Source organism: Zhengella sp., assembly GCF_041397485.1.
Taxonomy (GTDB): domain Bacteria; phylum Pseudomonadota; class Alphaproteobacteria; order Rhizobiales; family Rhizobiaceae; genus Zhengella.
This window is the reverse complement of record NZ_JAWKWO010000001.1, coordinates 687,703-712,435: the sequence shown is the minus strand read 5'-3', so window position 1 is coordinate 712,435 and position 24,733 is coordinate 687,703. Positions and strand designations below refer to the sequence as shown.

Below are 24,733 nucleotides of genomic sequence, written 5' to 3'. Positions count from 1 at the left end.
TCCGCCAACCTTGTCCGGCGGGGCCTTGCCCCGGGCTCAGGCCGCGACGAGCGGGTTTTGTTCCTTGATCGCCTGCAGGGCTGCCTGGGGCTCCATGGGCTCTCCGAACAGGAAGCTCTGGACGAAGTCGCAACCCGCATCGGCAAGGTCTTGCGCCACCTGTGTCTCTGCAACGCCCTCGGCCACGACCTTGAGGCCGAGATCGCGCGCCATGTTGACGATGGAGCGCAGAAGCACGATGCGCTGCGGTGAATCCGTTTCCAGGAAACTGCGGTCGATCTTCAGCGTGTCGAAGGGGAAACGTGTCAGATAGGAGAGCGACGAGAAACCGGTTCCGAAATCGTCGAGCGACAGCCCGATTCCCGTTTCCCGCAATCGCCTGAGCACGGACGCTGCCTGTTCAGGGTTGCTCATGACAAGCGATTCGGTCAGTTCGAGGCGGAAATTGTCGGGTGGCAGGCTGGTCCGCGACAGCACCGAGCGCACATCGGCCACCAGGTCCTGCCGCATGAGCTGGCGGCTGGACAGGTTGACCGAAACGAAAAGGTCGTCCTTGGCGGTTTCGCCCAGCCAGGCTTTCAGGTCGCTTGCCGCCGACTGCATGGCAAACAGGCCGATGGGAACGATCAGGCCGGTCGTCTCGGCGATGGGGATGAAGTCGGCCGGCGGGATCGTGCCGCGGCGGGGATGCTCCCAGCGCACGAGCGCCTCGAAACCGGCAATGCTGCCATCCTTCAAGCTGACGATCGGTTGATAGGCCAGCGCAAGTTCCCGCCTCTCGATGGCGCGGCGAAGATCGGCCTCCAGTGCCAGCTTGTCTGTGCCGATGGTGCGGAAAGCCGGCCGAAACGGCTCGATGCGGTCGCCGCCGAAACGCTTTGCCTGGTGCAGCGCCAGTTCGGCATCCTTGACGAGTTCCTCCGCCGTGCCCTGTGTGCCGTTCCAGGTCACGAGCCCCATCGAGGCCGTCAGCACGATTTCGCGCTTGGCAAAGGTGATGGGCGCGCTGATCGCCTTGCGTACGGCATCGGCGAAGGCGGCAATGCGGGCCGGATCCTGTTCGGATAGAAGGGCGAGCGCGAACTGGTCGCCGGAAAAGCGCGACAGCGTGTCCTTGGGCTTGAGCAGGCGCGAAAGCCGCCGGGCCAGCGTGAGCAGGATCGTGTCGCCGGCAGAAATGCCAAGGCTTTCATTGACCTGCTTGAACCGGTCCACGTCGATCACGAAGATCGTCGGCTTCACCTTTTCCTCGGTCTGGGCAATGGCGATGATGCCTTCCAGACGGCTCATGAAAAGCTCGCGGGTCGGCAGGCCGGTCAGGTTGTCATGCACGGCGTCGTGCAGCAGCCGCTCCTCCGCCTTCTTCTGCTCGGTCACGTCCGCCAGGGTGCCGACGCAGCGGATCACCTCGCCATCCGAACCGATCACCGGGCGCGCCCGCAGCACGAAATACTGGTAATGGCCATCGGCTCCGCGCAGCCGGAATGCCTGATGGATGCGTCCGCGCCTGTGCTCCAGCACCATGTCGAGCGTGGTGCGGAAATGGTCGCGGTCGTCCGGATGCAGCACCGGAAGCCAGTCGCGGGCCGGTCCGCGCAGGGCGTTGGAAGGCAGGCCGAGCGGCTTGCCGACATCGGGCCGGGTTACCACGCGGTCGCGCGTCACGTCCCAGTCGAACACCATGTAGCCGGAGCCGGAGATGGCCAGCGCCTGCCGCTCCATGTCGGAAAACAGGCCCTGGTGCAGGGCGCCGCCGGCAAAGGCGTGCTGCATCACCGTGAAACCGATCAGCAGGACGATCAGGATCAGCCCGCCGCCGAGCGCCGGCTGGATGATGTCGTTGTCGATCAGGCCGGTCACGGTCATCCATCCGCCCACCAGCCAGGCCAGCGTCAGCAGCCAGCTTGGAATGAGCATGACGGCCCGGTCATAGGCCTGGAAGGACAGGTAGATGATGAGGCCCAGGCCGACCGCGGCCGTCAGCGCGAAGGAGAAGCGCGAGATCCCCGCCGCCACCGGCGGATCGAACACGGCCACGCCGGCCAGGCCCAGCAGCAGCAGCACCCACAGCACTGCCCCATAGGCGAAATGCATGTGCCAGCGGTTGAGATTGAGATAACTGAACAGGAACAGCACGAGCGTCAGTGCCAGCGCCACTTCCGATCCCGCCCGCCAGACCTGTTCGCTGCCCGGCGAGATCTCGATCACCCGGTTCAGGAAGCCGAAATCGATGGACACATAGGCCAGCACCGCCCAGGCCAGCGCCGCCGTGGCCGGAAACAGGGTCGTGCCCTTGACCACGAAGAGAATGGTCAGGAACAGCGCAAGAAGACCCGCGATGCCGATGACGATGCCGCGGAAAAGCGTGTAGGAATTGACCGTGTCCTTGTAGGCCTCCGGCTCCCACAGATAGACCTGCGGCAGGCGTGCGGAGGCCAGTTCCGCGACGAAGGTCACCACCGCGCCCGGATTGATGGTGACGCGGAAGATGTCGGCATCGGGCGCATCCTCGCGATCCAGCGCGAAACCCTCCGAGGGCGTGATGTTGACGATGCGCCGAGACCCGAGATCCGGCCAGAACAGCCCGGATCCGGGCAGCCGGTAATGGGGGGCCACGATGATCCGGTCGAGCTGCTGGTCTGTCGGGTTGGCGATGGCGAAGACGGCCCAGTCATTGCTGGTTTCCGGCTCCAGCGCCTCGACCTCGATACGCCGGACGATGCCGTCGGCGCCGGGCGCCGTGGATGTCTGGAAATTCGCCCCGCGCCCGCGATAGATGTCGACGGCGCGTGACAGATCCAGCGCCACGTCGTCGCGGCTGATCTTGATGGCCTCGAAGGCGTTGGCGCCCGGCATTTGCAGTGTCAGCACGATGGCGAACGCCAGCAGAATTTGCACGAAGATGGCTTTTGCCCCAGTCACCCGTTTCATGCCCCGTTGGTTTTCGCGCCGTCGCCGATGCGCGCGTAGAGAAAATGGTCCCGCCATTGGCCGGCGATCTTCAGATAGGATCGAAGCAGTCCTTCGCGCTGAAATCCGGCTTTTTCAAGCACACCGATCGATCGTTTGTTGTCCGGGATACAGGCCGCCTCCAGCCGGTGCAAGCCGAGAGGGCCGAAAGCATGGGGAAGGAGTGCATTCAGGGCATCGAGCATGAGGCCTTGCCCGGCATGCCGCGCGCCCATCCAGTAGCCGATCTGGCCGGATTGCGAAACGCCCCGGCGGATATGGCCGATATTGATACCGCCGGCCAGCTCGTTGCCGCCATCGATGAAGATGAAGAAGGGCAGCCCCGTGCCCTGCGCCACATCTGCCCGGTACCGGCGCATGCGGTCCTTCCAGGCATGTCTTGCCAGGTCGTCCGGGGGCCATTCGGGCTCCCATGGCGCCAGGAAAGTGCGGCTTTCGGCGCGTAGCGCGGCCCAGGGGCCATGATCGGAATAGGCCGGCGGCCGCAACAGGACACGCCCATGAACCAGAACCGGGCCGGAGAGCCGCAATCCGGGCAGCGAGAGCATGGCTCCCGCGATCAGACGGCCAGGCGCCGCGGTTCGCTGACACCGGAACCGAGCGCGTGGGCGACCGCCTCGTAGTGCGGCAGCGTGTCGATCGGGCCGATGGCGGCGACCGTGGGCTGGATGCCGCCGAACAGGCGCTGTGCGAGATCCGTCAGGCGTTCGACCGTTATCTTGGACAGACGGTCCATCAACTCGTCGCTGTCGATTGGGCGGCCGAACAGCAGCATCTGGCGGGCGATCTGGCTGGCGCGGCTCGTTGCGCTCTCCCGGCTCATCGCCAGCGCGGCCCGGTATTGCGCCCGCGCCCGGTCCACTTCGTCCTGCCCGATGTTCTCGCCCGCCTTGCGCAATTCGCTCAGCAGCACCGGCACGAGTTCGGCTATGTCCTCGGCGCCCGTTGCGGCATGAACCCCGAACACGCCGGTATCGGAAAAGCCCCAGTGGAAGGCATAGACCGAATAGCAAAGCCCGCGGTTCTCGCGCACTTCCTGGAACAGCCGCGACGACATGCCGCCGCCCAGGATGGAGGACAGGATCTGCGATGCGTAGAAGTCGCGCACATGATAGGCGCGCCCCTCGAAGCCGAGCAGGATCTGCGCGTCCATGAGTTGACGGCTTTCGCGGTAGTCGCCGCCGACATAATGGGCATAGGGCGGGAAGGGGGCGGCGGCCTTGGCGCGGAAATGGCCGAATTTCTTCTCCGCCTCGCGAACGAATTTCTCGTGGTCGAGCCCGCCGGCGGCCACGAGGATCATGCGGTCCGCGCCATATTGGCGTTCCATGTAATGGCGCAGCCGGTCGGAGGTGAAGCTCTTCACCGTTTCCGGCGTGCCGAGGATTGACCGGCCGATGGTCTGGTGCCGGAAGGCGGTCTCGGTGAACCGGTCGAACACGATGTCGTCCGGTGTGTCGTGCGCCGCGCCGATTTCCTGCAGGATGACATGTTGCTCGCGTTCCAGTTCCAGCGGGTCGAAACGCGAATCCGTCAGGATGTCGGCCAGGATGTCGATGGCCAGCGGCACGTCATCCTTCAGCACCCGTGCGTAGAATGAGGTGGTTTCCACGCTGGTCGCCGCGTTGATCTCGCCGCCCACATCCTCGATGTCGGTGGCGATCTGGCGGGCCGAGCGGCTGCCGGTCCCCTTGAAGGCCATGTGCTCCAGCAGATGGGCAATCCCGTGCTCGTCGTCGCGTTCGTTGCGCGAGCCGGACTTGATCCACACACCCAGCGTGACGCTTTCCAGATGCGGCATGGTTTCGGTGGCAACCACGAGGCCGTTCGACAGACGGCTGACTTCCACGCCCATGAAGAACCTTTCTCCCCAGGCCATTCCCAGCGGCCATGCGCCGCGAATGCCCTATCCGTTTTTCTACGCCAGTCCGTGCCGCGAAAGCGCCGGTGCTGGCTCAGTTCGCCGCCCTGGTATGGCGGCTAACATGATCTTCCAACATTTTTTGGTCCGATGGAAGGACGGTGAACGCCTCTTTTCGTTCCATCAGGTCCGACAGCCACGCCGGAAGCGCCGGCATCACGCCGCTGGCCGCTTCCACGGCAGCGGGAAACTTCGCCGGATGGGCAGTGGCCAGCACCACCATCGGCACGGCAGGATCGCGGTGTTCGCGTGCCACCTTCATGCCTGCCGCCGAATGCGGGTCGAGCAGGTAGCCCGAATTTTCCAGCACATGGGCGATCGTCGCTGCGGTTTCGCTTTCGCCGGAACGTCCGGCGGAAAACTCCGCGCGAATGGCGCGAAGCGTGTCCGGCGCGATCTCGAAGGCGCCGGATTGCTTCAGCCCGTCCATGGCCGCGCGCACGGCTCCGGCATCCCGTCCCCCCGCCTCGAACAGAAGGCGCTCGAAATTCGACGAGATCTGGATGTCCATCGAAGGCGATGTTGTGGCCTGCACCCCGCGCATCTCGTAGCGACCGCTGTCCAGCGCGCGCGCAAGGATGTCGTTGTCATTGGTGGCGATGATGAGGCGCCCCACCGGCAGGCCCATGCGCTTGGCGCAATAACCGGCGAAAATGTCGCCGAAATTGCCCGTCGGAACGGTGAAGCTGACCGGTCTGTCGGGTGCGCCCAGCGAAAGGGCGGATGAGAAATAGTAGACGATCTGGGCCATGATGCGCGCCCAGTTGATGGAATTGACGCCCGAAAGCTGCATCGAATCGCGGAAGGCATGATGGTTGAACATCGCCTTCACCTGGTTCTGGCAATCGTCGAAATTGCCCTGGATGGCCAGCGCATGGACGTTCGACGCCGCCGACGTGGTCATCTGGCGCTGCTGCACGGGCGAGACGCGCCCCTCGGGAAACAGGATGAAGATGTCGGTGCGCTCGCGCCCGGCAAAGGCGTCGATGGCAGCGCCGCCGGTGTCGCCCGACGTGGCGCCGACGATGGTCGCCCTTTCGCCGCGCGCGGCGAGCACATGGTCCATCAGCCGCGCAAGCAATTGCATCGCGACATCCTTGAAGGCCAGCGTCGGACCGTGGAAGAGCTCGAGCACGAATTCGTTGCCGCCCGTCTGCACGATCGGGCAGACCGCATCGTGACGGAAGGTCGCATAGGCTTCTCGCACGATGGCCTCGAAATCGTCACGGGCGATCTCGTCGCCGGTGAACGGCCAGAGCACGCGAATGGCAAGGTCGGCATAGGACAGGCCGCGCATGGCGCGGATCTCGTCGGCGGAGAAATGCGGCCAGGTCTCAGGCACATACAGCCCGCCGTCGCGGGCCAGGCCGGCCAGCAGCGCGTCACTGAAACCGAGTACGGGCGCATTGCCCCGCGTGCTGACATATTGCATCGTCACCGCTGTCGTCCTTTCCTGTGGGCGCCTTGCCGCAGGACGGGGCCTTCACGCCGCGCCCTGTCGCAATTTCGCTGCGGCGCTGGTATAGAGCATGTCATCGACGACATGGAAGTGTGATTGAAGGGTTTTTGCCGGTGATGTCGAAGCGTTTTTTCTATCAGGCCGGGGTTTTGGGTATCGCGGCCTTCCTCTCGGCCTGTCAATCCTCCGATACGGCCGGAACCATGGACGTTTCCGGAACGGATGCTCAGCCTCCCGTCGCGCAGATCACCCAGGACGAGCTGGAGGCCTATTGCCCGCGCGTCAGCCTGCGTGAAGGCACGGCCTATTTCTCCTCTTATGAGAAGGGTGGCGAGGGACAGCAGGACAAGCTGCGTTACCAGGCCTCCATCGGCAGCGTCACGCGCTCGTGCAACTATGCCGATCAGGGGCTTGTCATGACGGTCGGCGCGGCCGGGCGTGTCGTGCCGGGTCCGAAGGGGGCTGCCGGAACGATCACCATGCCGATCCGCGTTGCCGTCGTCGAGGGCGACAAGGTGCTCTATTCGAAGTTGCACGAACAGACCGTGCAGGTCAGCCAGACCGGCGCCACGCAATTCATCTTCACCGATCCCGGCGTCAACCTGCCGCGCCCGTCCGGCCCCAACTATCTCGTTTTCGTCGGTTACGACGAGGGGCCGTACAACACGCAATGAGGTGGCGGGGCCGGCCGGTCCCGGCCGGTCCTCAATTGGCCCGGCGCCTGTCCGGGTCTATTCCAGCATTCCGAATTCACCGAGCGCGGCCACGATGCCGGCGAAATCGGCCAGCCGGTTGATCACCGTTTCCGCGCCCGCCTCGATCAGCCGGTCGCCGTGGCCAGGATAGCTGTGCGCGCCGCCGGTAAAGCCGATGACGCGCATGCCCGCCGTGCGAGCGCCCGCCACGCCATGCACGCTGTCCTCCAGCACGAAACACCTGGCCGGATCGGCGCCGGCTTCGCGCGCGGCATGCAGATAGACGTCGGGTGCCGGTTTCTCCCGCACGCCGTCCAGGCTCTTGGCTGAAAACACGGGCCCGCCAACAAAGGGCGCCAGGCCGGTCTTCTCCAGCGAAAGCGCCAGGCGCTCGTCGCTCGAATTGGAACACAGGCAGCGCTTCGGCCCGGCGGCCAGCAGCGCCTCGCGCGCGCCCTCGATGGCCTTGAGTTCCCGCTTCAGCCGGTCGTCGATCATCTTGTCGGCCCGCGCGACCATCGATAGCTGGAAGACGATGCCCGCTTCCCGCTCGATTTCCTGAAGCGCCTGCGTGAAGGTGAGGCCGGCGAAGCGCTCGGCCATCGCTTCGGCTTCGATCGGATAGCCCGCCTCGGTGAGCAATTGCGCATCGACGCGCGCGGCGATGATTTCGGAATCGACGAGCACGCCGTCGCAGTCGAAGATCACGAGATCGGGGGCAGGCATGGCAGGTCCGTTTCTGGCTCGGGAAAAACAGCGTTCCGGGCGCAGCCTCGGCCCGGGCAAGGCCGGGTTATAGGGATGCGGCCCGCCGCGTTCAAGCGCCGGCGGCGCAAACGGCTGGGCAAGCGCGCCCGCCATGGAACTTTAAGCCAGTTTGGTCCGCCGCCTTAACCGGATGTTCACCACGACAGGTAACCATGATCGCAGTTTGTTCTGCGTAATGCGTAACCGGGTGCGTTCATGACCGCTATTCGCCTTGTCGATGACTTGTCTTCCTCCTCGCGCAAAGCCGACTGGATCGATACGATCCTGAAGGGCGATTGCGTGGCGGCGCTGGACCGCCTGCCGGAAAAATCGGTCGACATGATCTTTGCCGACCCGCCCTACAACCTTCAGCTTGAAGGCGCACTTCACCGCCCCGACCAATCGCGTGTGGATGCGGTGGACGATCATTGGGACCAGTTTGACAGTTTCCAGGCCTATGATGCCTTCACCCGCGCCTGGCTTCTGGCTGCGCGCCGCGTGCTCAAGCCCAGTGGAACGCTATGGGTCATCGGCTCCTATCACAACATCTTCCGCGTCGGCGCGACCTTGCAGGACCTGGGCTTCTGGATCCTCAACGACGTCATCTGGCGCAAGGCCAACCCGATGCCGAATTTCCGCGGCAAGCGGTTCCAGAATGCCCATGAAACGCTGATCTGGGCCACGCGCGACCAGAGCGCCAAGGGCTATACCTTCAACTACGAGGCCATGAAGGCGGCCAATGACGACGTGCAGATGCGCTCCGACTGGCTGTTTCCCATCTGCAATGGCGGCGAACGGCTGAAGGACGAAGAGGGCAACAAGGTCCATCCCACGCAAAAGCCCGAGGCATTGCTGGCGCGCATTCTCAGCGCGACGACGAAACCGGGCGACGTGGTGCTCGACCCGTTTTTCGGCACCGGCACGACGGGCGCCGTGGCGCGCATGCTTGGCCGCCATTTCGTCGGCATCGAGCGTGAGCAGTCCTATATCGATGCCGCTTCCGCGCGCATTGCCGGCGTGCGCCGCCTTGATGGCGCGGAACTGAAACAGCTTCAGCCCAAACGCGCCGCGCCGCGTGTGGCTTTCCTGTCACTGCTGGAATCCGGCCTTGTCGCGCCGGGCATGACCCTGACCGACCAGAAGAAGCGCTGGACGGCGACGGTGCGCGCCGACGGCACGCTGGCCTGCGGCGCCCATGAGGGCTCGATCCACCGCACGGGCGCGCTGGTCCAGGGTTTCGAAGCCTGCAACGGCTGGACATTCTGGCATTTCGAGAAGGATGGCCGCCTTCTGCCCATCGATGCGCTGCGCGAGCAAGTGCGCGCGGCGATGGCGCCTGCGGGCGCCTGAACGGCGCTTGCGCCATAGCGAACACGTCCGCCGTTTCCCTCCAGTCACGCGCGGAACGGCTTCGCCCGGAGCATCCCGCTCCGGGCGATTTTTTTTCAGATGGCGACGCCCAGGTGCTGGAGATCGGCCCGCAAGGGCCCGGCGCCGGTGAAATGCAGCGCCTGCCAGCCTGCCGCCCGCGCCCCTTCCACGTTTTTCGGGCTGTCGTCGATGAACAGGCTGGCCGCCGGGTCAAGGCCGAACGTGTTGGCATGCTGGTCGTAGATGGCGCGATCCGGCTTGATGACGCCGATCAGCCCGGACACCGTGACGCCGCGTGTTTCGGACAGGAAGTCGAACCGCCGGCTTGCCTCGGCGAACGTGTCGGCCGCGAAATTCGTCAGCATGGTGACGTCATGGCCGTCGGCGACGAGTTGACGCAGAACGGCAACCGTGTCGTCAAGGGCATGCGGAACCATGGCATGCCAGTTTTCCCGGAAGGCGCGGATTTCCTTTTCCCAGTCCGGGTAAATCGCAATCAGTTCGGCTTCCGCCTCGCGCCAGCCGCGGCCCCGGTCCTGCTCCACGTTCCATGCCCCGGTACAGACATTCTCGAAAAACCAGGCGCGCTTGTCCGGGTCCGGAATGATGGTGCGGTAGGGCAGGTCGGGATCGTAATGGATCAGCACGCGGCCGATATCGAAGACGATGTGCCGGATCTTTGGCATGGCGGTCTCATTGCTTGCGTTTCGTGATGCCGGGTATGGCCGATTCCAATGCCTTTTTCATGACAGTCGGCAACGCCTCGCCGGCAATGTCGCCAGGCGCGGACCACCATTGCCCCTTGCCCGGCTCCCGCGCCACCCCGTCGGCGCGCCAGACGCTGAGCCGCAATTCGAAATGGGTGAAGACATGGGTGATCGCATCGGCCGGTTTCCAGTCGCCGCCGAAGGGTGCGCCCTTCGCCCCGGTTTCGCCGTCCGTGCGCGCCGACCATCCGGTTGTCGGCAGTCCGGTCATGCCGCCGAGCAGGCCGCTGCCGGGGCGGCGCACCATCAGCACCGCGCCATCGGCCCGCACCGCGACGAAAGCCGCGCCATGGCGCACCGGCCGCGCCTTCTTCGCCGCCTTGACCGGATAGGTTTCCGGATCCTCGCCACGCATCAGCGCGGCGCAATCCTCGCGCACCGGGCACAATACGCAAGCCGGGCGCTTCGGCGTGCAGATTGTCGCGCCCAGATCCATCATCGCCTGGGCGAAATCGCCCGGCCGGTCATCCGGCACGTCATCGGCAAGATGGGCCTTCACCTGCGCCTTGGCCGCCGGCATGGGGGTTGCAATCGCGCGGTGGCGCGTCATCACCCGCTCGACATTGCCGTCCACCACCGCCTCGGCCCGGTTGAAGGCAATGGCGGCGATGGCCGCCGAGGTATAGTCGCCAATGCCGGGCAGGGCGCGCAGCCCCGCCGCCGTGTCCGGAAATTTCCCGCCATGATGCGCGGCGACCATGTCGGCGCAGGCCTTCAGGTTGCGCGCCCGCGAATAGTAGCCAAGTCCGGCCCAGGCTTTCATGATGTCGTCGGTTTCCGCCCCGGCCAGCGCCGTGACCGTGGGCCAGCGCGCGGTAAAGGCGGCGAAATAGGGTTTGACGGCCTGGACGGTGGTCTGCTGCAACATGATCTCCGAAAGCCAGACACGGTAGGGATCGGGCTTCTCGCCACGTGCGGCGTGTGCCGGCGCGATGCGCCAGGGCAGATCCCGGTGGTGCCGGTCGTACCAGGAAAGCAGGCGCCGTGCGAAGCAATGGCGCTCATCCGCGGATGGCGTGCCGGTCGTCTCGATGGTATGTCTCATGTCTGGTGCGCGCTCATTCGTGCCGTGCCGAACGCAATATGGAACCTGCCGGAAAGCCGCCAAGCCATGCCAGCCAAACCGCGCAAGCGCAATGCCGAACCGGTTGCCGATCTCGTTTCGGCGATCGTCGACCCCGTGCTGCGCCGCCGCGCCGGCATTTCGCTTGGCCTGATCCAGAGCTGGGAGGAAATCGTCGGCACGCGGCTTGCCGCCGGATCCCGTCCCGAACGGATTGTCTGGCCGCGACGGCGAAGCGATGACGATCCGTTCGAGCCGGCCACGCTCGTGGTCGCCTGCGAGGGCTTCGCCGCGCTTGCCCTCCAGCACGAGACGTCACAGGTCATCGCGCGCATCAACGCCTTTCTGGGTTTTTCTGCTGTCGGCCGCATCAGGATCGTGCAGAAACCGGTTCTGCGCATGGAGCAGCCACGCCCGCGCGGCCCGCGCAAGCTGACCCCGGAGGAAGAGGCCCGGCTGAAGGGCAGGACGGCGGGTATCCGGGACGAAGGCCTGCGCGCCGCGCTGGAAAGGCTTGGCCGTGGCGTGATCGGTGACCGTCGATAGAAGGCGCCGGCCAACGCGATTGTGAATGCACTCCACGATTTTGCTGCTGCACTTTTGCCGGCTTTTGCCATAATTTGCCCCCTTGCCGTGTTTAGTGGCAAGACAGGTTCACACGTTATTCCGCAACGACCGCCCGACAGGTGATTCGCATGACATCCGCTTCCCTTCGCACCCTCGCAGGCCTTTTGGCCGTTCCGGCACTGGCGATTACGCTTGCCGCCTGTTCGGACAGCGGCGAGGTCAACCGGACCACCGCCGCCGATGCGGCCGTGCAAACCGTTGCCGCCGATGAGGCCGCCCCGGCAATCGACACCATGACGACGGCTGCCGCCGATGTGAAGGCGCCCGAGCCGGAAGGTTCCTATGACGCTGACAAGGTAGTGCAAGAGGGGGCCTTGCCCGACAAGTGGATTGGCGAGGAAAACGCGCCGGTCACGATTGTCGAATACGCATCAGCCACTTGTGGACATTGTGCCCACTTCCACGAGGCGACCTGGCCGGAGCTGAAGAAGCGCTATGTCGATACCGGCAAGGTGCGCTTCGTGCTGCGCGAGTTCCCCTTCGACCCGCGCGCCACGGCAGCTTTCATGCTGGCCCGCTGTTCCGGCGACAACTACTATCCGCTGGTCGATGTCCTCTTCAAGACGCAGCGCAACTGGGCCGGCGCGCCGGGCGACGAATTCCTGTCGACGCTCTACAATACGGTCAAGATCGCCGGTTTTTCACAGGAAGACTTTAACGCTTGCTTGCGGGATCAGGAACTTCTCGACAATGTGAATGCCGTGAGGACCCGTGCGGCCGAGGAATTCGGGATCGAGGCCACGCCCACATTCCTCATCAACGGCAAGAAATACGCGGGAGCGATGCCGATTGAGCAATTCGCGGCGATCATCGACAGCATGGATTGAGGCCGGCTTGCGGGCGGCGGCCCGGCCGTCGCCGTTCGCTGGGCGTTGCCGGTTTCCGGCCCGTGCGGGGGAGGCGTGCTGATGCGCTTCTCCCGTTTGCGTGTCCTGGGCTTCAAGTCCTTTGTCGAACCGTCCGAATTCCTGATCGAGGGCGGGTTGACCGGCGTGGTCGGCCCGAACGGATGCGGCAAGTCCAATCTCGTCGAGGCCCTGCGCTGGGTCATGGGCGAGAATTCCTACAAGAACATGCGCGCGTCCGGCATGGACGACGTCATCTTTTCCGGCTCGTCCACCCGCCCGTCCCGCAATACCGCCGAGGTCACGCTGTTCCTCGACAACCGCGACCGCAGCGCGCCGCCGCAATGGAACGACCAGGACGAAATCCAGGTTTCGCGGCGCATCGAGCGCGAGGCCGGGTCCGTCTATCGCATCAATGGAAAGGAAGCCCGCGCCAAGGATGTGCAGCTTCTCTTCGCCGACCAGTCCACCGGCGCGCGCTCGCCCTCCATGGTCGGGCAGGGGCGGATCGGCGAACTGATCCAGGCCAAGCCGCAGGCCCGCCGTCAATTGCTGGAGGAGGCAGCCGGAATTTCCGGCCTTCACACCCGCCGCCACGAGGCCGAACTGCGCCTGCGTGCAGCCGAAGGCAATCTGGAACGCCTTGACGATGTGGTCGGCGAACTGGAGAGCCAGATCGAGAGCCTGAAGCGTCAGGCCCGCCAGGCCAACCGTTTCAAGTCGCTCTCGGCCGATATCCGCGCTGCCGAGGCCATCCTGCTGCACCTGCGCTGGAGCCAGGCCAGGGCCCATGAGGCAGAGGCGCAGGGCCAGCTTGCCACCACCACCGCCGCTGTCGGCGATCTCGCTTCCCGGCAGATGAATGCGGCAAAGGACCAGGCAGTTGGCGCATCCGGCCTGCCGGCGCTGCGCGAGGCGGAGGCTTCTGCCGCGGCCGCGCTGCAACGGCTGACGATTGCGCGCACACAGCTCGACGAGGAGGCCGCGCGGCTCAAGAGCCGGCAGGCGGAACTGGACAAGCGGCTGGCGCAATTCGCCGCCGATATCGAGCGCGAGCGCCGCATGGTTTCCGACAACGCGGAAGTCCTGGCGCGGCTGGAAGACGAGGAGCGCCGGCTCAACAGCGAGACCGACGGCGCCCATGCCCGGGAAATCGAGACGCGGGCCGCCCATGAGGAAGCCGCCGCCCGGCTGAAGGAAAGCGAGGCATCGCTGTCCGCCCTGACGACGGAAAAGGCCAATGCCGCCGCCGCGCGTCACGCCATGGAACGGCGCCTTCGCGAAAGCCGCGAGCGGCGCGAGCGCATCGCCCGACAGGTTGGCGAGGCGGATCGTGAACTGGCCGAAATCGCCCGCAAGCTGGCCGCGCTGCCCGATCCTTCCGCCTGCCAGTCCGCGCTCGATACCGCCGAGGCGGCGCGCATGGAGGCGGAAGCGGCAAGCCAGGCGGCAGAAGAGGCGGTGGACGCGGCCCGTGAGGGTGAAGCCGACGCCCGCACGCCCCTCAACGCCGCCCGGTCCGAATTGAACCGGATCGAGACAGAGGCGCGCACCCTCCGGAAGATCATCAATTCCGGCGGCTCCGGCCTTTTCCCCGCGGTCGTGGAACGGATGAAGGTGGAGCGCGGCTTCGAGACGGCGCTGGGCGCGGCGCTGGGCGAGGACCTCGATGCCCCGCTCGATGCCGCCGCGCCGGCTCATTGGGGCGCACCGGTCGACGGCGCGGAGGATCCGGCCTTGCCGGACGGGGCCCGCCCGCTGGCCGGTGTCGTCACCGCGCCGCCGCAACTGGCCCGGCGGCTGGCCCAGATCGGCATTGTCGGCGAGGCCGACGGTGCGCGCCTGCAAGCCCTTTTGAAGCCCGGCCAGCGGCTTGTCTCGCAGGCTGGTGCGCTGTGGCGCTGGGATGGGTTCGTGGCCTCCGCCGATGCGCCGACTGCCGCCGCCATCCGGCTGGAACAGAAGAACCGGCTGGCCGAACTGGACGCCGAGGCGCTGGAGGCGACCGGGGGGCTGCGCATGGCGGAGGAGGCATTCAGGGCAGCCGAGCTGCATTTGCGCCAGGCGATCGAGGCCGCAAAGGCGGCCCGTGAGACATTGCGCCTGAAGGTGCAGGCCGTTGGCGAGGCGCGCGCGGCCCTCGACCGGGCGCAGAAGGCCGCTGGCGAGGTGGCCACCCGCAAGGCCGCGCAGGAGGAATCCCGCGCCCGGCTGGCCGAGGGGCTGGCCGAGGCCGAAACGATGATCCGCGAAGCCGAAGGCCAGATGGAGGATGCGCCCGATCTTTCCGATCTCCAGGCCCGCCTCGATGCCCTGGCGCGCGAAGTGGCGGCCGACCGGACCCGGCTGGCCGAGACGAAGGCGGCCCATGAAGGATTGAAGCGCGAGGCCGAGGCGCGCGCCCGCCGTTTGCAGGCCATCGCGGTGGAGCGCAAGGGCTGGATCGCGCGCGCCGGCAATGCCGAACGCCAGATCGCCGCCCTGGCCGAACGCGAGGCCGAGGCCCGTGCCGAGCGCGACACCATAGAGGGCGGACCGGAAGAGGCGGAAGCCCGCCGCCGTCAGCTCGTGCGCCGGATCGAGGAAGCGGAGACATTGCGCAAACAGGCCGCGGACAGGCGTCAGGCGGCCGAGAACCGGCAGCGTGATCTCGACAGATCTGCCACTGACGCAATCGCCGCTCTGGCCCAGGGACGCGAGGCGCGCGCGCGCGCCGAGGAGCGCATGACCGCCGCGCAGGAGCGCCGCGAGGAGGCGGAGGCGCGGATCCGCGAGGCGCTGAACTGCCCGCCGCATCTGGTCATCCGCCATACGGGTCTTGCGCCCGATGCGCCCATGCCGGACATGGGCGAGACCGAGCGCCGGCTGGAGCGCCTGAAGATCGAGCGCGAGCGCCTCGGCGCCGTCAACCTGCGCGCCGAGGAGGAAAGCCGCGAAATGGCGGAGCGTCTCGAGACCATCGTCACCGAGCGCGAGGACGTGATCGAGGCCATCAAGAAGCTGCGCGCCGCCATCCAGAGCCTCAACAGGGAAGGCCGTGAGCGCCTGCTGGATGCCTTCGGCAAGGTCAACGACCAGTTCCAGCGGCTGTTCTCCCATCTCTTCGGCGGCGGTACGGCCGAATTGCAGCTCATCGAAAGCGATGACCCGCTGGATGCCGGGCTTGAAATCCTTGCCCGCCCGCCCGGCAAGAAGCCGCAGACCATGACGCTCCTGTCAGGCGGCGAGCAGGCGCTGACCGCCATGGCACTGATCTTCGCTGTCTTCCTGACCAATCCCGCGCCGATTTGCGTGCTGGACGAGGTGGACGCGCCGCTCGATGATCACAATGTCGAGCGTTTCTGCAACCTGATGGAGGAAATGGCGAAGTCGACGGAGACGCGCTTCGTCATCATCACCCACAACCCCATCACCATGGCGCGCATGAACCGGCTCTTCGGCGTCACCATGGCCGAACAGGGCGTCTCGACGCTGGTCAGCGTCGATCTCCAGACGGCCGAACAGATGCGCGAGGCGGTGTAGGACGATCGGCGTCCTGGCAGACTGCGAGCGCGGTTGCACCCGAAAGTGGATCGCATTAGAGCGGATTTCGACAGGAGCGAACCGTCGCGAAGGCTTCTGTTGGGAAACAGGCCTGATGAAAGACGAGACGGTATCGGCGCATTTGCCGGAAGAGATGGAAAAGGAATGCAAGAGGAAACATTCAGATTGAATTGATAGGCTGGATCGCGTTGGCATGAAGGTTCAAATATAGAACACATCTATTTGAAAATATATATATTTTGAAATATGAAAATGGATTGTTTCCTTCATATTGGAACGGAAAAAACCGCCACGACCTCTATACAGGAGTGGATTTTCGCCAATCGAAATTCATTGGTCGAACGGGGAATATATACAAGCAACAAATTCGGAAGCGGAAATCACAGAAAGATTGTCAATTACTTCAGGTCGGAGTTCGACGATTATCAGCAATGGTTCCGGATAAGGACGGAAAGGCAGAACAGGAAGCATTTTTCAGGGTTTGAAAGGGAATTCAAGGCTGAATTCGAAAAGGCGAGGTCGTCGGGCTGCCATCGTTTTCTGATCACGTCGGAGCATTTTCATTCCAGGCTTGTGAAGAAGGAAGAGATTGAAAGACTTCATGAATTCCTGAGCGGGATATTTGAAAAAGTATATGTCATTTCATATTTTCGAGAACAGACAGGCTTGTGCAGGAGTGCCTATTCGACCTACGCCGAGAACGGCGGAACCCTTGCATTCAAGGATTACATACAGACCGTCAGTCCGGAAAACGACTATTTCAACCACCTGAACATTTCCGATAAATGGTCGCGGATTTTCGGAAAGGAATATTTCGACGCAAACCTGTTTGAAAAGCGTTATTTTCGGAACGGAAGCATCCTGATTGATTTTGCGGAAAAGATCGGGCTCTCGCCAAACGACGGGTGCATCGGTTTCCCCGGCATTCATTCCAACAAGTCGTCCTATGCCTGGCAATTGCCTGCCTACAGGGCAATCCATGACCATGTGGCCTTCTTCACGGACAATGGAAATGGTTTCAATGACAGAAACAGGGAGCTGACGGATTTCGTCAAATCGATAGAAGTCTTGCGAAATGGCAACTTGAACCATGGGACATCGGATATTTTTGAATTGTTCTGTGAATCGAATGAGGAATTCTTCAGAAAATATACGCCTGGAAAGTCTTTTTCGAAGCCGGAAAGCGAAAGTGTTGATGAACTATATCCGGTCATCGAGGAATTGATATACAAGATATTTGCAAGTTTCCTGGTGGAATTCGATATTTCCCCCAAGGAGCGGCGTGGAGAGGTTCTGATGTCTGCCTTGAAAGGACTCTTGAGATAGGACCTCGCCGACGAAACAGCCTCAAGGGGCTGTTTTCCGCGGCGTCCGGTCATTCCGTGCCGGCTTGCTTGACCTTCATCAAGATCCCCCGGTTCCACCTGCGCTAAGGTCTCTCATGCCGACAGACGTGAGGAGACGCGGCAATGACGATGTCCTGTGATGTCATGATCGTGGGGGCGGGGCCTGTGGGGCTGGCCCTTGCCCGTTCGCTCGCCGACAGCGGTCTGGAAATTCTGATCGTGGAGCAGGCCGGACTTGCCACGCTCAAGGCGCCGCCGCCCGATGGCCGCGCCATCGCGCTCAATCACCGCTCCATGGGCATTCTTGAAAGGCTCGATGTCGCGGGCCGTATCGCGCCGGAGCACCGCTCCTTCCTGCGACGGGCCGAAGTGCTGGACGGCGCCTCGCCCTTCGCCCTCGTCTTCGATGCCGCCGCACGCCATGCGGACACGCTGGGCTGGCTGGTGCCCAACCATGCCATCCGCAAGGCACTTTACGAATCCTTTTCCCATCATGGCGGCGCGCGCCTTCTGGCCGGCGTGAAGGCTGGTGCCGCGCGGCACGTGGAAGACGGCGTCGCGGTGTCGCTGTCCGATGGAACCGTGGTCGAGACGCGGCTTCTGGTGGCCGCGGACACGCGCTTTTCCGCCCTGCGCCGGCAAATGGGCATATCAGCCTTCATGCATGATTTCGGCCGCTCGATGATCGTCTGCGACATGGCGCACGAGCACCCGCATGGGGATACGGCGCTGGAAGGCTTCTTCCACGGCATCACCATCGCCACGCTGCCGTTGGCGGGACAGCGTTCGTCGATCGTTGTGACGCTGCCTTCCCATGAAGCCGAGCCGCTTGTGGCGGATGGAACCGATGCGATCGCCGCCATGGCCGAGCGGGAACTGAACGGCCGGCTCGGCCGGCTGACACCGCTCGCCGCTGCGCATCTCTATCCCCTCGTCGCCGTCTACGCCCATGCCTTCCATGCCGAGCGGTTCGCCCTCATAGGCGATGCGGCCGTGGGCATGCATCCGGTCACCGCCCACGGCTTCAATTTCGGCCTGCTGAGCCAGCACCTGCTGGCCAGTGAAATGCTCTCGGCCATCCGCGAGGACCGCGACATCGCCGCGCCGGACGGGCTCGCCCGCTATGCCCGTGCCCATCGCCGCGAGACCTTCCCGCTGTTTCACGCCACCAACGGCATCGCCAGCCTCTATGCCAACGAGAGTGCGCCAGCCCGTTTCCTGCGCTCCGCCGGCTTGCGCCTGGCCCATGCCCTGCCGCCTGTTCGCGACATGGTCGTCGCCCGGCTGACGGCGGGCATGTAGGTGGTGTCAGGCTGCCAGGGCCTTTTCCGGACGTGGCAGAAAATCTGGCGGAGCATCTGAAACGGTTGAAAAGACAAATGCTTGCCACGCGCCAATTTGACCATGGTCATGGGCGTGCAAAATCGCTATCACCTTCGCAACTGCAACAGGCCGGCAAGGGAAGAGGCAATGGCGAAGTGGGTCTATACCTTCGGTGACGGGGCGGCCGAGGGCCGGGCTGATGACAAGGCGCTGCTGGGCGGCAAGGGCGCCAATCTGGCTGAAATGTGCGCACTCGGCCTGCCGGTACCGCCCGGTTTCACCATCACCACCGAGGCCTGCAACCATTTCTATGCCCATGGCCGCCAGTACCCGGCCGAACTCGATGCCCAGGTTCGTGCCGCGCTCGATCACATCGGCCGCCTGACGGGCCGCGCCTTTGGCGACAAGTCCAACGCGCTGCTGCTTTCCGTGCGCTCCGGGGCGCGCGCCTCCATGCCCGGCATGATGGACACCGTCCTCAATCTCGGTCTCAACGACGAGACGGTGGAGACCCTGGCCGCCGAATCCGGCGACGAGCGTTTCGCATGGGACAGCTACCGCCGCTTCATCACCATGTATTCCGATGTGGTCATGGGACTCGATCACGAGGTCTTCGAGGAAATCCTCGATCAGGAAAAGGGCCGGCTCGGCGCCGATCTCGACACCGAGATCACGGCCGGCCAGTGGAAGCACATCGTCGAGCTGTACAAGGCCCGCGTGATGGAAGAGCTGGAGCAGCCCTTCCCGCAGGATCCGGCCGAGCAGCTCTGGGGCGCCATCGGTGCCGTCTTCTCAAGCTGGATGAATCACCGGGCGATCACCTATCGCCGCCTGCATGACATTCCGGAAGCCTGGGGTACGGCGGTCAATGTGCAGGCCATGGTCTTCGGCAACATGGGCGAGACCTCGGCCACCGGCGTGGCATTCTCGCGCAATCCCTCCACGGGTGAGAACCGGCTCTATGGCGAGTTCCTGGTCAATGCGCAGGGCGAGGATGTCGTTGCCGGCATCCGCACGCCGCAGGCCATCACCGAGGAAGCGCGCATTGCAGGTGGCTCCGACAAGCCGTCGCTCGAAAAGCTGATGCCGGACCTGTTTGCCGAGTTCGCGGGCTTCGCCCACCGGCTTGAAGCCCATTACCGCGACATGCAGGACATGGAATTCACCATCGAACGCGGCAAGCTGTGGATGCTGCAGACACGCAACGGCAAGCGCACGGCCAAGGCGGCCATGAAGATCGCCGTCGACATGGCCGGCGAGGAACTCATCTCGAAGGAAGAGGCGGTCCTGCGCATCGAGCCGGCCTCGCTCGACCAGCTTCTCCATCCCACCATCGATCCCTCGGCCAAGCGTGATGTGATCGCCATGGGCCTGCCTGCTTCGCCGGGTGCCGCCACGGGCGAGATCGTGTTCACGTCCGAAGAGGCCGAGGAAATGAGTTCCGCCGGCCGCCGGGTAATCCTCGTGCGCGTCGAAACCAGCCCGGAAGACATTCACGGCATGCATGCCGCACAGGGCATTCTCACCTCGCGCGGCGGCATGACCAGCCATGCGGCAGTGGTGGCGCGCGGCATGGGCAAGCCCTGCGTTTCCGGCGCCGGTTCCGTGCGCATCGACTATCGCAACGAGGTGATGCTGGCCATGGGCCAGACCTTCCGCAAGGGCGATGTCGTCACCATTGACGGCTCGTCGGGCCAGGTACTCAAGGGCGCCGTGCCCATGCTCCAGCCGGAACTTTCCGGCGATTTCGCCTCCATCATGGAATGGGCCGATGCAGGCCGCCGCATGAAGGTGCGCACCAATGCCGAAACGCCCGCCGATGCCCGCATGGCGCGCTCGTTCGGCGCCGAAGGCATTGGCCTGTGCCGCACCGAGCACATGTTCTTCGAGGGCGACCGGATTGTCGCCATGCGCGAGATGATCCTCGCCGATACCGAGAGCGGACGTCGCGCCGCGCTGGCCAAGCTTCTGCCCATGCAGAAGGCCGATTTCGTGGAACTGTTCGAGATCATGGCCGGCCTGCCGGTAACGATCCGCCTGCTCGATCCGCCGCTGCACGAGTTCCTGCCCAAGACGGAAGAGGAAATCGGCGAAGTGGCGGCGTCCCTCGACGTGAAGCCGGACCTTCTGCGCCGGCGCACCGAAACGCTGCACGAGTTCAACCCGATGCTGGGCCATCGCGGCTGCCGCCTCGCGATCTCCTATCCGGAAATCGCGGAAATGCAGGCCCGCGCCATTTTCGAGGCCGCCATCGAGGCGGGCAAGGCCACCGGCGCACAGGTTGTGCCGGAAGTCATGGTGCCGCTCGTAGGCCTGATGAAGGAACTGGAATTCGTCAAGGCGCGTATCGATGCCGTGGCGAAGGACGTGATGAAGGAGAGCGGCACGCGCTTCGATTATCTCGTCGGCACGATGATCGAATTGCCGCGCGCCGCCATCCGCGCCCATGTCATTGCCGAAGTGGCCGAATTCTTCTCCTTCGGCACGAACGACCTGACACAGACGACATTCGGCATCAGCCGTGACGATTCAGCCGGCTTCCTGGAGACCTACCGCCAGAAGGGCATCATCGAACAGGATCCCTTCGTCTCGCTGGATGTGGAGGGCGTGGGCGAACTGGTGCGTATCGCGGCCGAAAAGGGCAGGGACACCCGCAAGGGCATCAAGCTGGGCATATGCGGCGAACATGGCGGCGATCCGGCGTCCATCCGCTTCTGCGAGGAGACGGGGCTGGATTACGTTTCCTGCTCGCCGTTCCGGGTGCCCATCGCCCGCCTGGCAGCCGCCCAGGCCGCCATCGCCGCACGGGCGGGCTAGGCTTCAGGCGTAACAGGAACGGGTCTGGCAGCGGGCGTCCGGTTCACCGGGCGCCCGCCGTTTTTCCCGGTCTCATTCCCAGGTCGTATAGCCGATGGTCAGGGTTTTCGGGCTGCCGCCCGAAACCGAATTCACGCGGAATTCGCTGATGCGGCCCTCATTTGTCTTGACACAGACATAGGTGCCCACCGGAACATCACGCAGCGAGATGCGATCAGGTGCCATCCGGGCGCTTCGGCAGCCCTCGTATCCGCGGTTCCGCCGGCCGCTGATGCCGATGCGCGCGCCGTTTCTTGGCACCAGATAGAGTAGGTCGCGGCTGACCGCCTGGAACCAGATGTCCGCGCCGGCCTGGGTGCGGATGCCTCGGTCCAGATCGGCGACGAAGGTTTGCGGAATGTTGATCTGCCCGGTCGAAAACGTCCGGAAGCCGCGCGCGGCCTGGCTGCACTGGAAACCGAGCGGCACGGCCTGGCATGTCTGGTTGGCCGGCGCATAGCGCTGGATGTTGCCAGCCTCGCCATACTGGCATTGAAGCGCGACGCGGCCGCCGATCGTCACGACCCGGGTGTTCTGCAGCGAGTTGACATGGGGCGTGCTCCACCAGTCGTTCGGCAGGGGCGAGACGACTTCACGCCGGATTTGGGCGAGCGGGCAGGTGATGTTTCGCGCCTGCGCGGCGGCGCTTGCCAGCAGGATTCCGGCAAAGGCCAGGATGAAGGCCGCCACCGCAGTTCCGCGATACGTGTCTGAAAGCATGTGTTCCCCTCTGTTTCTTGATGAGTCCGGAAAAAGCAAACGGGTACAGGCGTCTGGCACAATGCAGAGGGCATGAAGCATGATGTGGATGGGGTGGATTATGATCAAATAAGCCGTGTGGAGAACCGTGCTGCGGCAGCGGCCAAGGCCTCCCCGCGCGTAGCGAATGACGCGCAGGCCAGCCGCTCCAGCCTGGCAAGGGAGCCTTCGCAAGCCCGGGCGCGCAACCGGACGGCGCCGGTTGTTCCAGCGCAGCCTATTCCGCGGCGCCGAGACCCAATCCGGCCAAGTGCCCGCTCAGCGCTGCATGGCTGAGCGCGAAACCGGCGAAGGCATGATCGGAATCGCTGGCATTCTCGGTGGAGACCGAAAGGCCATCGGCCGCCAGGATCACCAGCAGCACCTGCATCTCGTGGTCCTGCGCCGCCACGATGGCCGCCACGCGCTGGCAGCCTTCGCCGGAGGGACAAGGCAGGTCAAACAGCACATGCCCGCCGATGCGCGAGGCGGCTTCCCGAACCGAATCGGCAAAGCCCTGGGCGCGGATGTCATTGATCTGAAGCGCCATTTCGAGCTCGACTTCGGCCAGCGGCGGTGCGGATGAGGGGGTGACAGGGACGGGAAGCATGTTCATCTTGCACTCCAGAACAAAAACCAGCCCGCCCGAACCCGCAATCTGGCGGCCGATCATGGCCGGTTTGTGTCCGTGGCCGGCAGAAAAGCCGGGGCAGGGGCCGCGCGCTCTGGACAAACCGGTTTTGAGGGACAAGATGTTGATAACACGCTCATACCGATCAGGGAGGAACATCAATGTTGGGACTGATGCAGGACTGGCCGCTGACCTGCAGCCGCATCCTGGACCATGCCGCGCGCCAGCATGGCAAGCAGCAGGTCGTCACGCGCTCCATCGAAGGCCCGGTCGTCACCACGACCTATGCCGACATTCACACCCGGGCGAAGAAGACCGCACAGGCACTGATGGCGGAGGGCATCCGGCCCGGTGACCGCGTCGGCACGCTGGCCTGGAACACCGCACGCCATCTGGAAGCCTGGTATGGCATCATGGGCGCCGGCGGCGTGTATCACACGCTCAACCCGCGCCTGTTTCCCGAACAGATCGCCTGGATCATGAACCATGCCGAAGACCGCATGCTGTTCACCGACCTGACCTTCCTGCCGATCGTCGAGAAGATCGCGGATCAGGTTCCCAGCCTTGGCAAGGTCGTGGTCCTGACCGACGGCGCCCACATGCCGGACACGGCGCTGAAGACCGCCGTGGCCTATGAGGACTGGATCGCCGGCCATGACGGCAATGTCGAATGGCATGCCAACGGCGAGGGCGACGCGTCGGGCATGTGCTACACCTCCGGCACCACGGGCGATCCGAAGGGCGTGCTCTATTCGCACCGCTCCAACGTCCTTCACGCCCTGATTGCCAGCCAGAAGGACGCGCTCGACCTCGGCTCCCGCGAGGTCGTTTTGCCCGTCGTGCCCATGTTCCATGCCAACGCATGGGGCATTGCCCACGCCGCGCCCATGGTTGGCGCCAAGCTGGTCATGCCGGGCGGCAGGATGGATGGCGAATCGATCTACGAGTTGCTCGACACCCACAAGGTGACCATGTCGGCCGCCGTGCCGACTGTCTGGCTCATGCTGCTGCAATATCTGGAAGAAACCGGCAAGGAACTGCCCCATCTCAACCGGGTGGTGATCGGCGGCTCGGCCTGCCCGCGCGCCATGACGCAGAAGTTCCAGGACAATTACGGCGTCGATGTCATCCACGCATGGGGCATGACCGAGATGAGCCCGCTTGGCTCGCTCGGTTCGCTCAAGCCGCAATTTGCCGACCTGGAGGGAGATGCGCTTCTCGATCTCAAGGCCAAGCAGGGCTATGCGCCCTTCGGCGTGGAAATGAAGATCACCGACGATGACAACAGGGAACTGCCGTGGGACGGCAAGACCTTCGGCCGTCTGAAAGTGCGCGGCCCTGCCATCGCCAAGGGCTATTACGGCGGCGCCGGTGCCGACCAGTTCGACGAGGAGGGCTGGTTCGACACGGGTGATGTCGCCCATATCGATGCCGATGGCTACATGCAGATCACCGACCGCTCCAAGGATGTCATCAAGTCGGGCGGCGAGTGGATTTCCTCCATTGACCTGGAAAATCTCGCTGTCGGTCACCCCGACGTGGCAGAGGCCGCCGTCATCGGCATTGCCCATCCCAAATGGGACGAGCGCCCGCTGCTCGTTATCGTGCCGAAGCAGGGGCGGCAGCCTTCGCGGGAGGATATTCTCGCCTTCATGGATGGCAAGATCGCCAAGTGGTGGATGCCCGATGACGTGGCCTTCGTCGAGGAAATCCCCCATACGGCGACCGGCAAGATCCAGAAGACGACCCTGCGCGACCAGTTCGCCGGCTACAAGCTCCCCGCCTGAGGGGAAAACGCCTGACGGCGCGGCTCTGGCAGCCGCGCCGTCGG

The 24,733-nt window shown here is 64.4% G+C and carries 18 protein-coding genes; 9 read left to right on the top strand and 9 right to left on the bottom strand.

Annotated features, from left to right (window positions below; genetic code table 11):
- Positions 1–36: 36 nt before the first annotated feature.
- The 4 genes from R3D65_RS03275 to thrC form a co-directional block, all read right to left on the bottom strand.
- Entirely contained in the window at positions 37–2,856 is a 2,820-nt protein-coding gene (locus tag R3D65_RS03275) for an EAL domain-containing protein (RefSeq protein ID WP_371274348.1), read from the bottom strand.
- Positions 2,857–2,927: 71 nt separating this feature from the next.
- On the bottom strand, positions 2,928–3,518 hold the full coding sequence (locus R3D65_RS03270) for a GNAT family N-acetyltransferase (RefSeq protein WP_371273801.1): 591 nt from the start codon (positions 3,516–3,518) through the stop codon (positions 2,928–2,930).
- 11 nt (positions 3,519–3,529) lie between these two features.
- Complete coding sequence (locus R3D65_RS03265) at positions 3,530–4,825, bottom strand: M16 family metallopeptidase (protein ID WP_371273800.1); 1,296 nt, start codon at positions 4,823–4,825, stop codon at positions 3,530–3,532.
- A gap of 100 nt (positions 4,826–4,925) precedes the next feature.
- Positions 4,926–6,323 (bottom strand): threonine synthase, encoded by a 1,398-nt coding sequence (gene thrC, locus R3D65_RS03260; RefSeq protein ID WP_371274346.1) that lies wholly within the window; start codon positions 6,321–6,323, stop codon positions 4,926–4,928.
- Positions 6,324–6,466: 143 nt separating this feature from the next.
- Here thrC and R3D65_RS03255 point away from each other — a divergent pair, with 143 nt between their 5' ends.
- Positions 6,467–7,024: a hypothetical protein gene (locus R3D65_RS03255; protein ID WP_371273799.1), complete on the top strand. Its 558-nt coding sequence runs from the start codon at positions 6,467–6,469 to the stop codon at positions 7,022–7,024.
- Positions 7,025–7,081: 57 nt separating this feature from the next.
- Here R3D65_RS03255 and R3D65_RS03250 read toward each other — a convergent pair whose 3' ends face one another.
- Positions 7,082–7,771: an HAD family hydrolase gene (locus R3D65_RS03250; protein ID WP_371273798.1), complete on the bottom strand. Its 690-nt coding sequence runs from the start codon at positions 7,769–7,771 to the stop codon at positions 7,082–7,084.
- A 237-nt stretch (positions 7,772–8,008) separates the two neighbouring features.
- On the opposite strand from R3D65_RS03250, the gene R3D65_RS03245 reads away from it, so the two are divergent.
- The gene (locus R3D65_RS03245; protein WP_371273797.1) at positions 8,009–9,142 is read left to right on the top strand and encodes a site-specific DNA-methyltransferase; all 1,134 of its coding nucleotides are present in this window, start codon (positions 8,009–8,011) and stop codon (positions 9,140–9,142) included.
- Between the two features lie 95 nt (positions 9,143–9,237).
- On the opposite strand, the gene R3D65_RS03240 is transcribed toward R3D65_RS03245, so the two are convergent.
- Positions 9,238–9,849 (bottom strand): HAD family hydrolase, encoded by a 612-nt coding sequence (locus R3D65_RS03240; protein WP_371273796.1) that lies wholly within the window; start codon positions 9,847–9,849, stop codon positions 9,238–9,240.
- A gap of 7 nt (positions 9,850–9,856) precedes the next feature.
- On the bottom strand, positions 9,857–10,975 hold the full coding sequence (mutY, locus tag R3D65_RS03235) for an A/G-specific adenine glycosylase (protein WP_371273795.1): 1,119 nt from the start codon (positions 10,973–10,975) through the stop codon (positions 9,857–9,859).
- Between the two features lie 66 nt (positions 10,976–11,041).
- Here mutY and R3D65_RS03230 point away from each other — a divergent pair, with 66 nt between their 5' ends.
- The 6 genes from R3D65_RS03230 to ppdK all read left to right on the top strand — a co-directional run bounded on the left by R3D65_RS03230 (position 11,042) and on the right by ppdK (position 21,494).
- Positions 11,042–11,539, top strand: coding sequence for a DUF721 domain-containing protein (locus tag R3D65_RS03230; RefSeq protein WP_371273794.1), 498 nt, complete (start codon positions 11,042–11,044; stop codon positions 11,537–11,539).
- A gap of 149 nt (positions 11,540–11,688) precedes the next feature.
- Positions 11,689–12,447, top strand: coding sequence for a DsbA family protein (locus R3D65_RS03225; RefSeq protein WP_371273793.1), 759 nt, complete (start codon positions 11,689–11,691; stop codon positions 12,445–12,447).
- An 81-nt stretch (positions 12,448–12,528) separates the two neighbouring features.
- Positions 12,529–15,987, top strand: a complete 3,459-nt coding sequence (locus R3D65_RS03220) for a chromosome segregation SMC family protein (RefSeq protein WP_371273792.1) — start codon at positions 12,529–12,531, stop codon at positions 15,985–15,987.
- Between the two features lie 273 nt (positions 15,988–16,260).
- Positions 16,261–17,334, top strand: coding sequence for a hypothetical protein (locus tag R3D65_RS03215; protein WP_371273791.1), 1,074 nt, complete (start codon positions 16,261–16,263; stop codon positions 17,332–17,334).
- 143 nt (positions 17,335–17,477) lie between these two features.
- Positions 17,478–18,656: a 5-demethoxyubiquinol-8 5-hydroxylase UbiM gene (gene ubiM / locus R3D65_RS03210; RefSeq protein WP_371273790.1), complete on the top strand. Its 1,179-nt coding sequence runs from the start codon at positions 17,478–17,480 to the stop codon at positions 18,654–18,656.
- 168 nt (positions 18,657–18,824) lie between these two features.
- A complete protein-coding gene (gene ppdK / locus R3D65_RS03205; RefSeq protein ID WP_371273789.1) occupies positions 18,825–21,494 on the top strand; it encodes a pyruvate, phosphate dikinase in 2,670 nt (889 codons plus the stop codon).
- 72 nt (positions 21,495–21,566) lie between these two features.
- On the opposite strand, the gene R3D65_RS03200 is transcribed toward ppdK, so the two are convergent.
- Together R3D65_RS03200 and R3D65_RS03195 are read right to left on the bottom strand one after the other, a co-directional pair.
- Positions 21,567–22,253, bottom strand: a complete 687-nt coding sequence (locus tag R3D65_RS03200) for a hypothetical protein (RefSeq protein WP_371273788.1) — start codon at positions 22,251–22,253, stop codon at positions 21,567–21,569.
- Between the two features lie 256 nt (positions 22,254–22,509).
- Complete coding sequence (locus R3D65_RS03195) at positions 22,510–22,887, bottom strand: hypothetical protein (protein ID WP_371273787.1); 378 nt, start codon at positions 22,885–22,887, stop codon at positions 22,510–22,512.
- Between the two features lie 176 nt (positions 22,888–23,063).
- Here R3D65_RS03195 and R3D65_RS03190 point away from each other — a divergent pair, with 176 nt between their 5' ends.
- Positions 23,064–24,689 carry a long-chain-fatty-acid--CoA ligase gene (locus R3D65_RS03190; protein WP_371273786.1) on the top strand — a complete coding sequence of 542 codons (1,626 nt, stop codon included), beginning with the start codon at positions 23,064–23,066 and terminating at the stop codon, positions 24,687–24,689.
- Positions 24,690–24,733 lie beyond the last annotated feature (44 nt).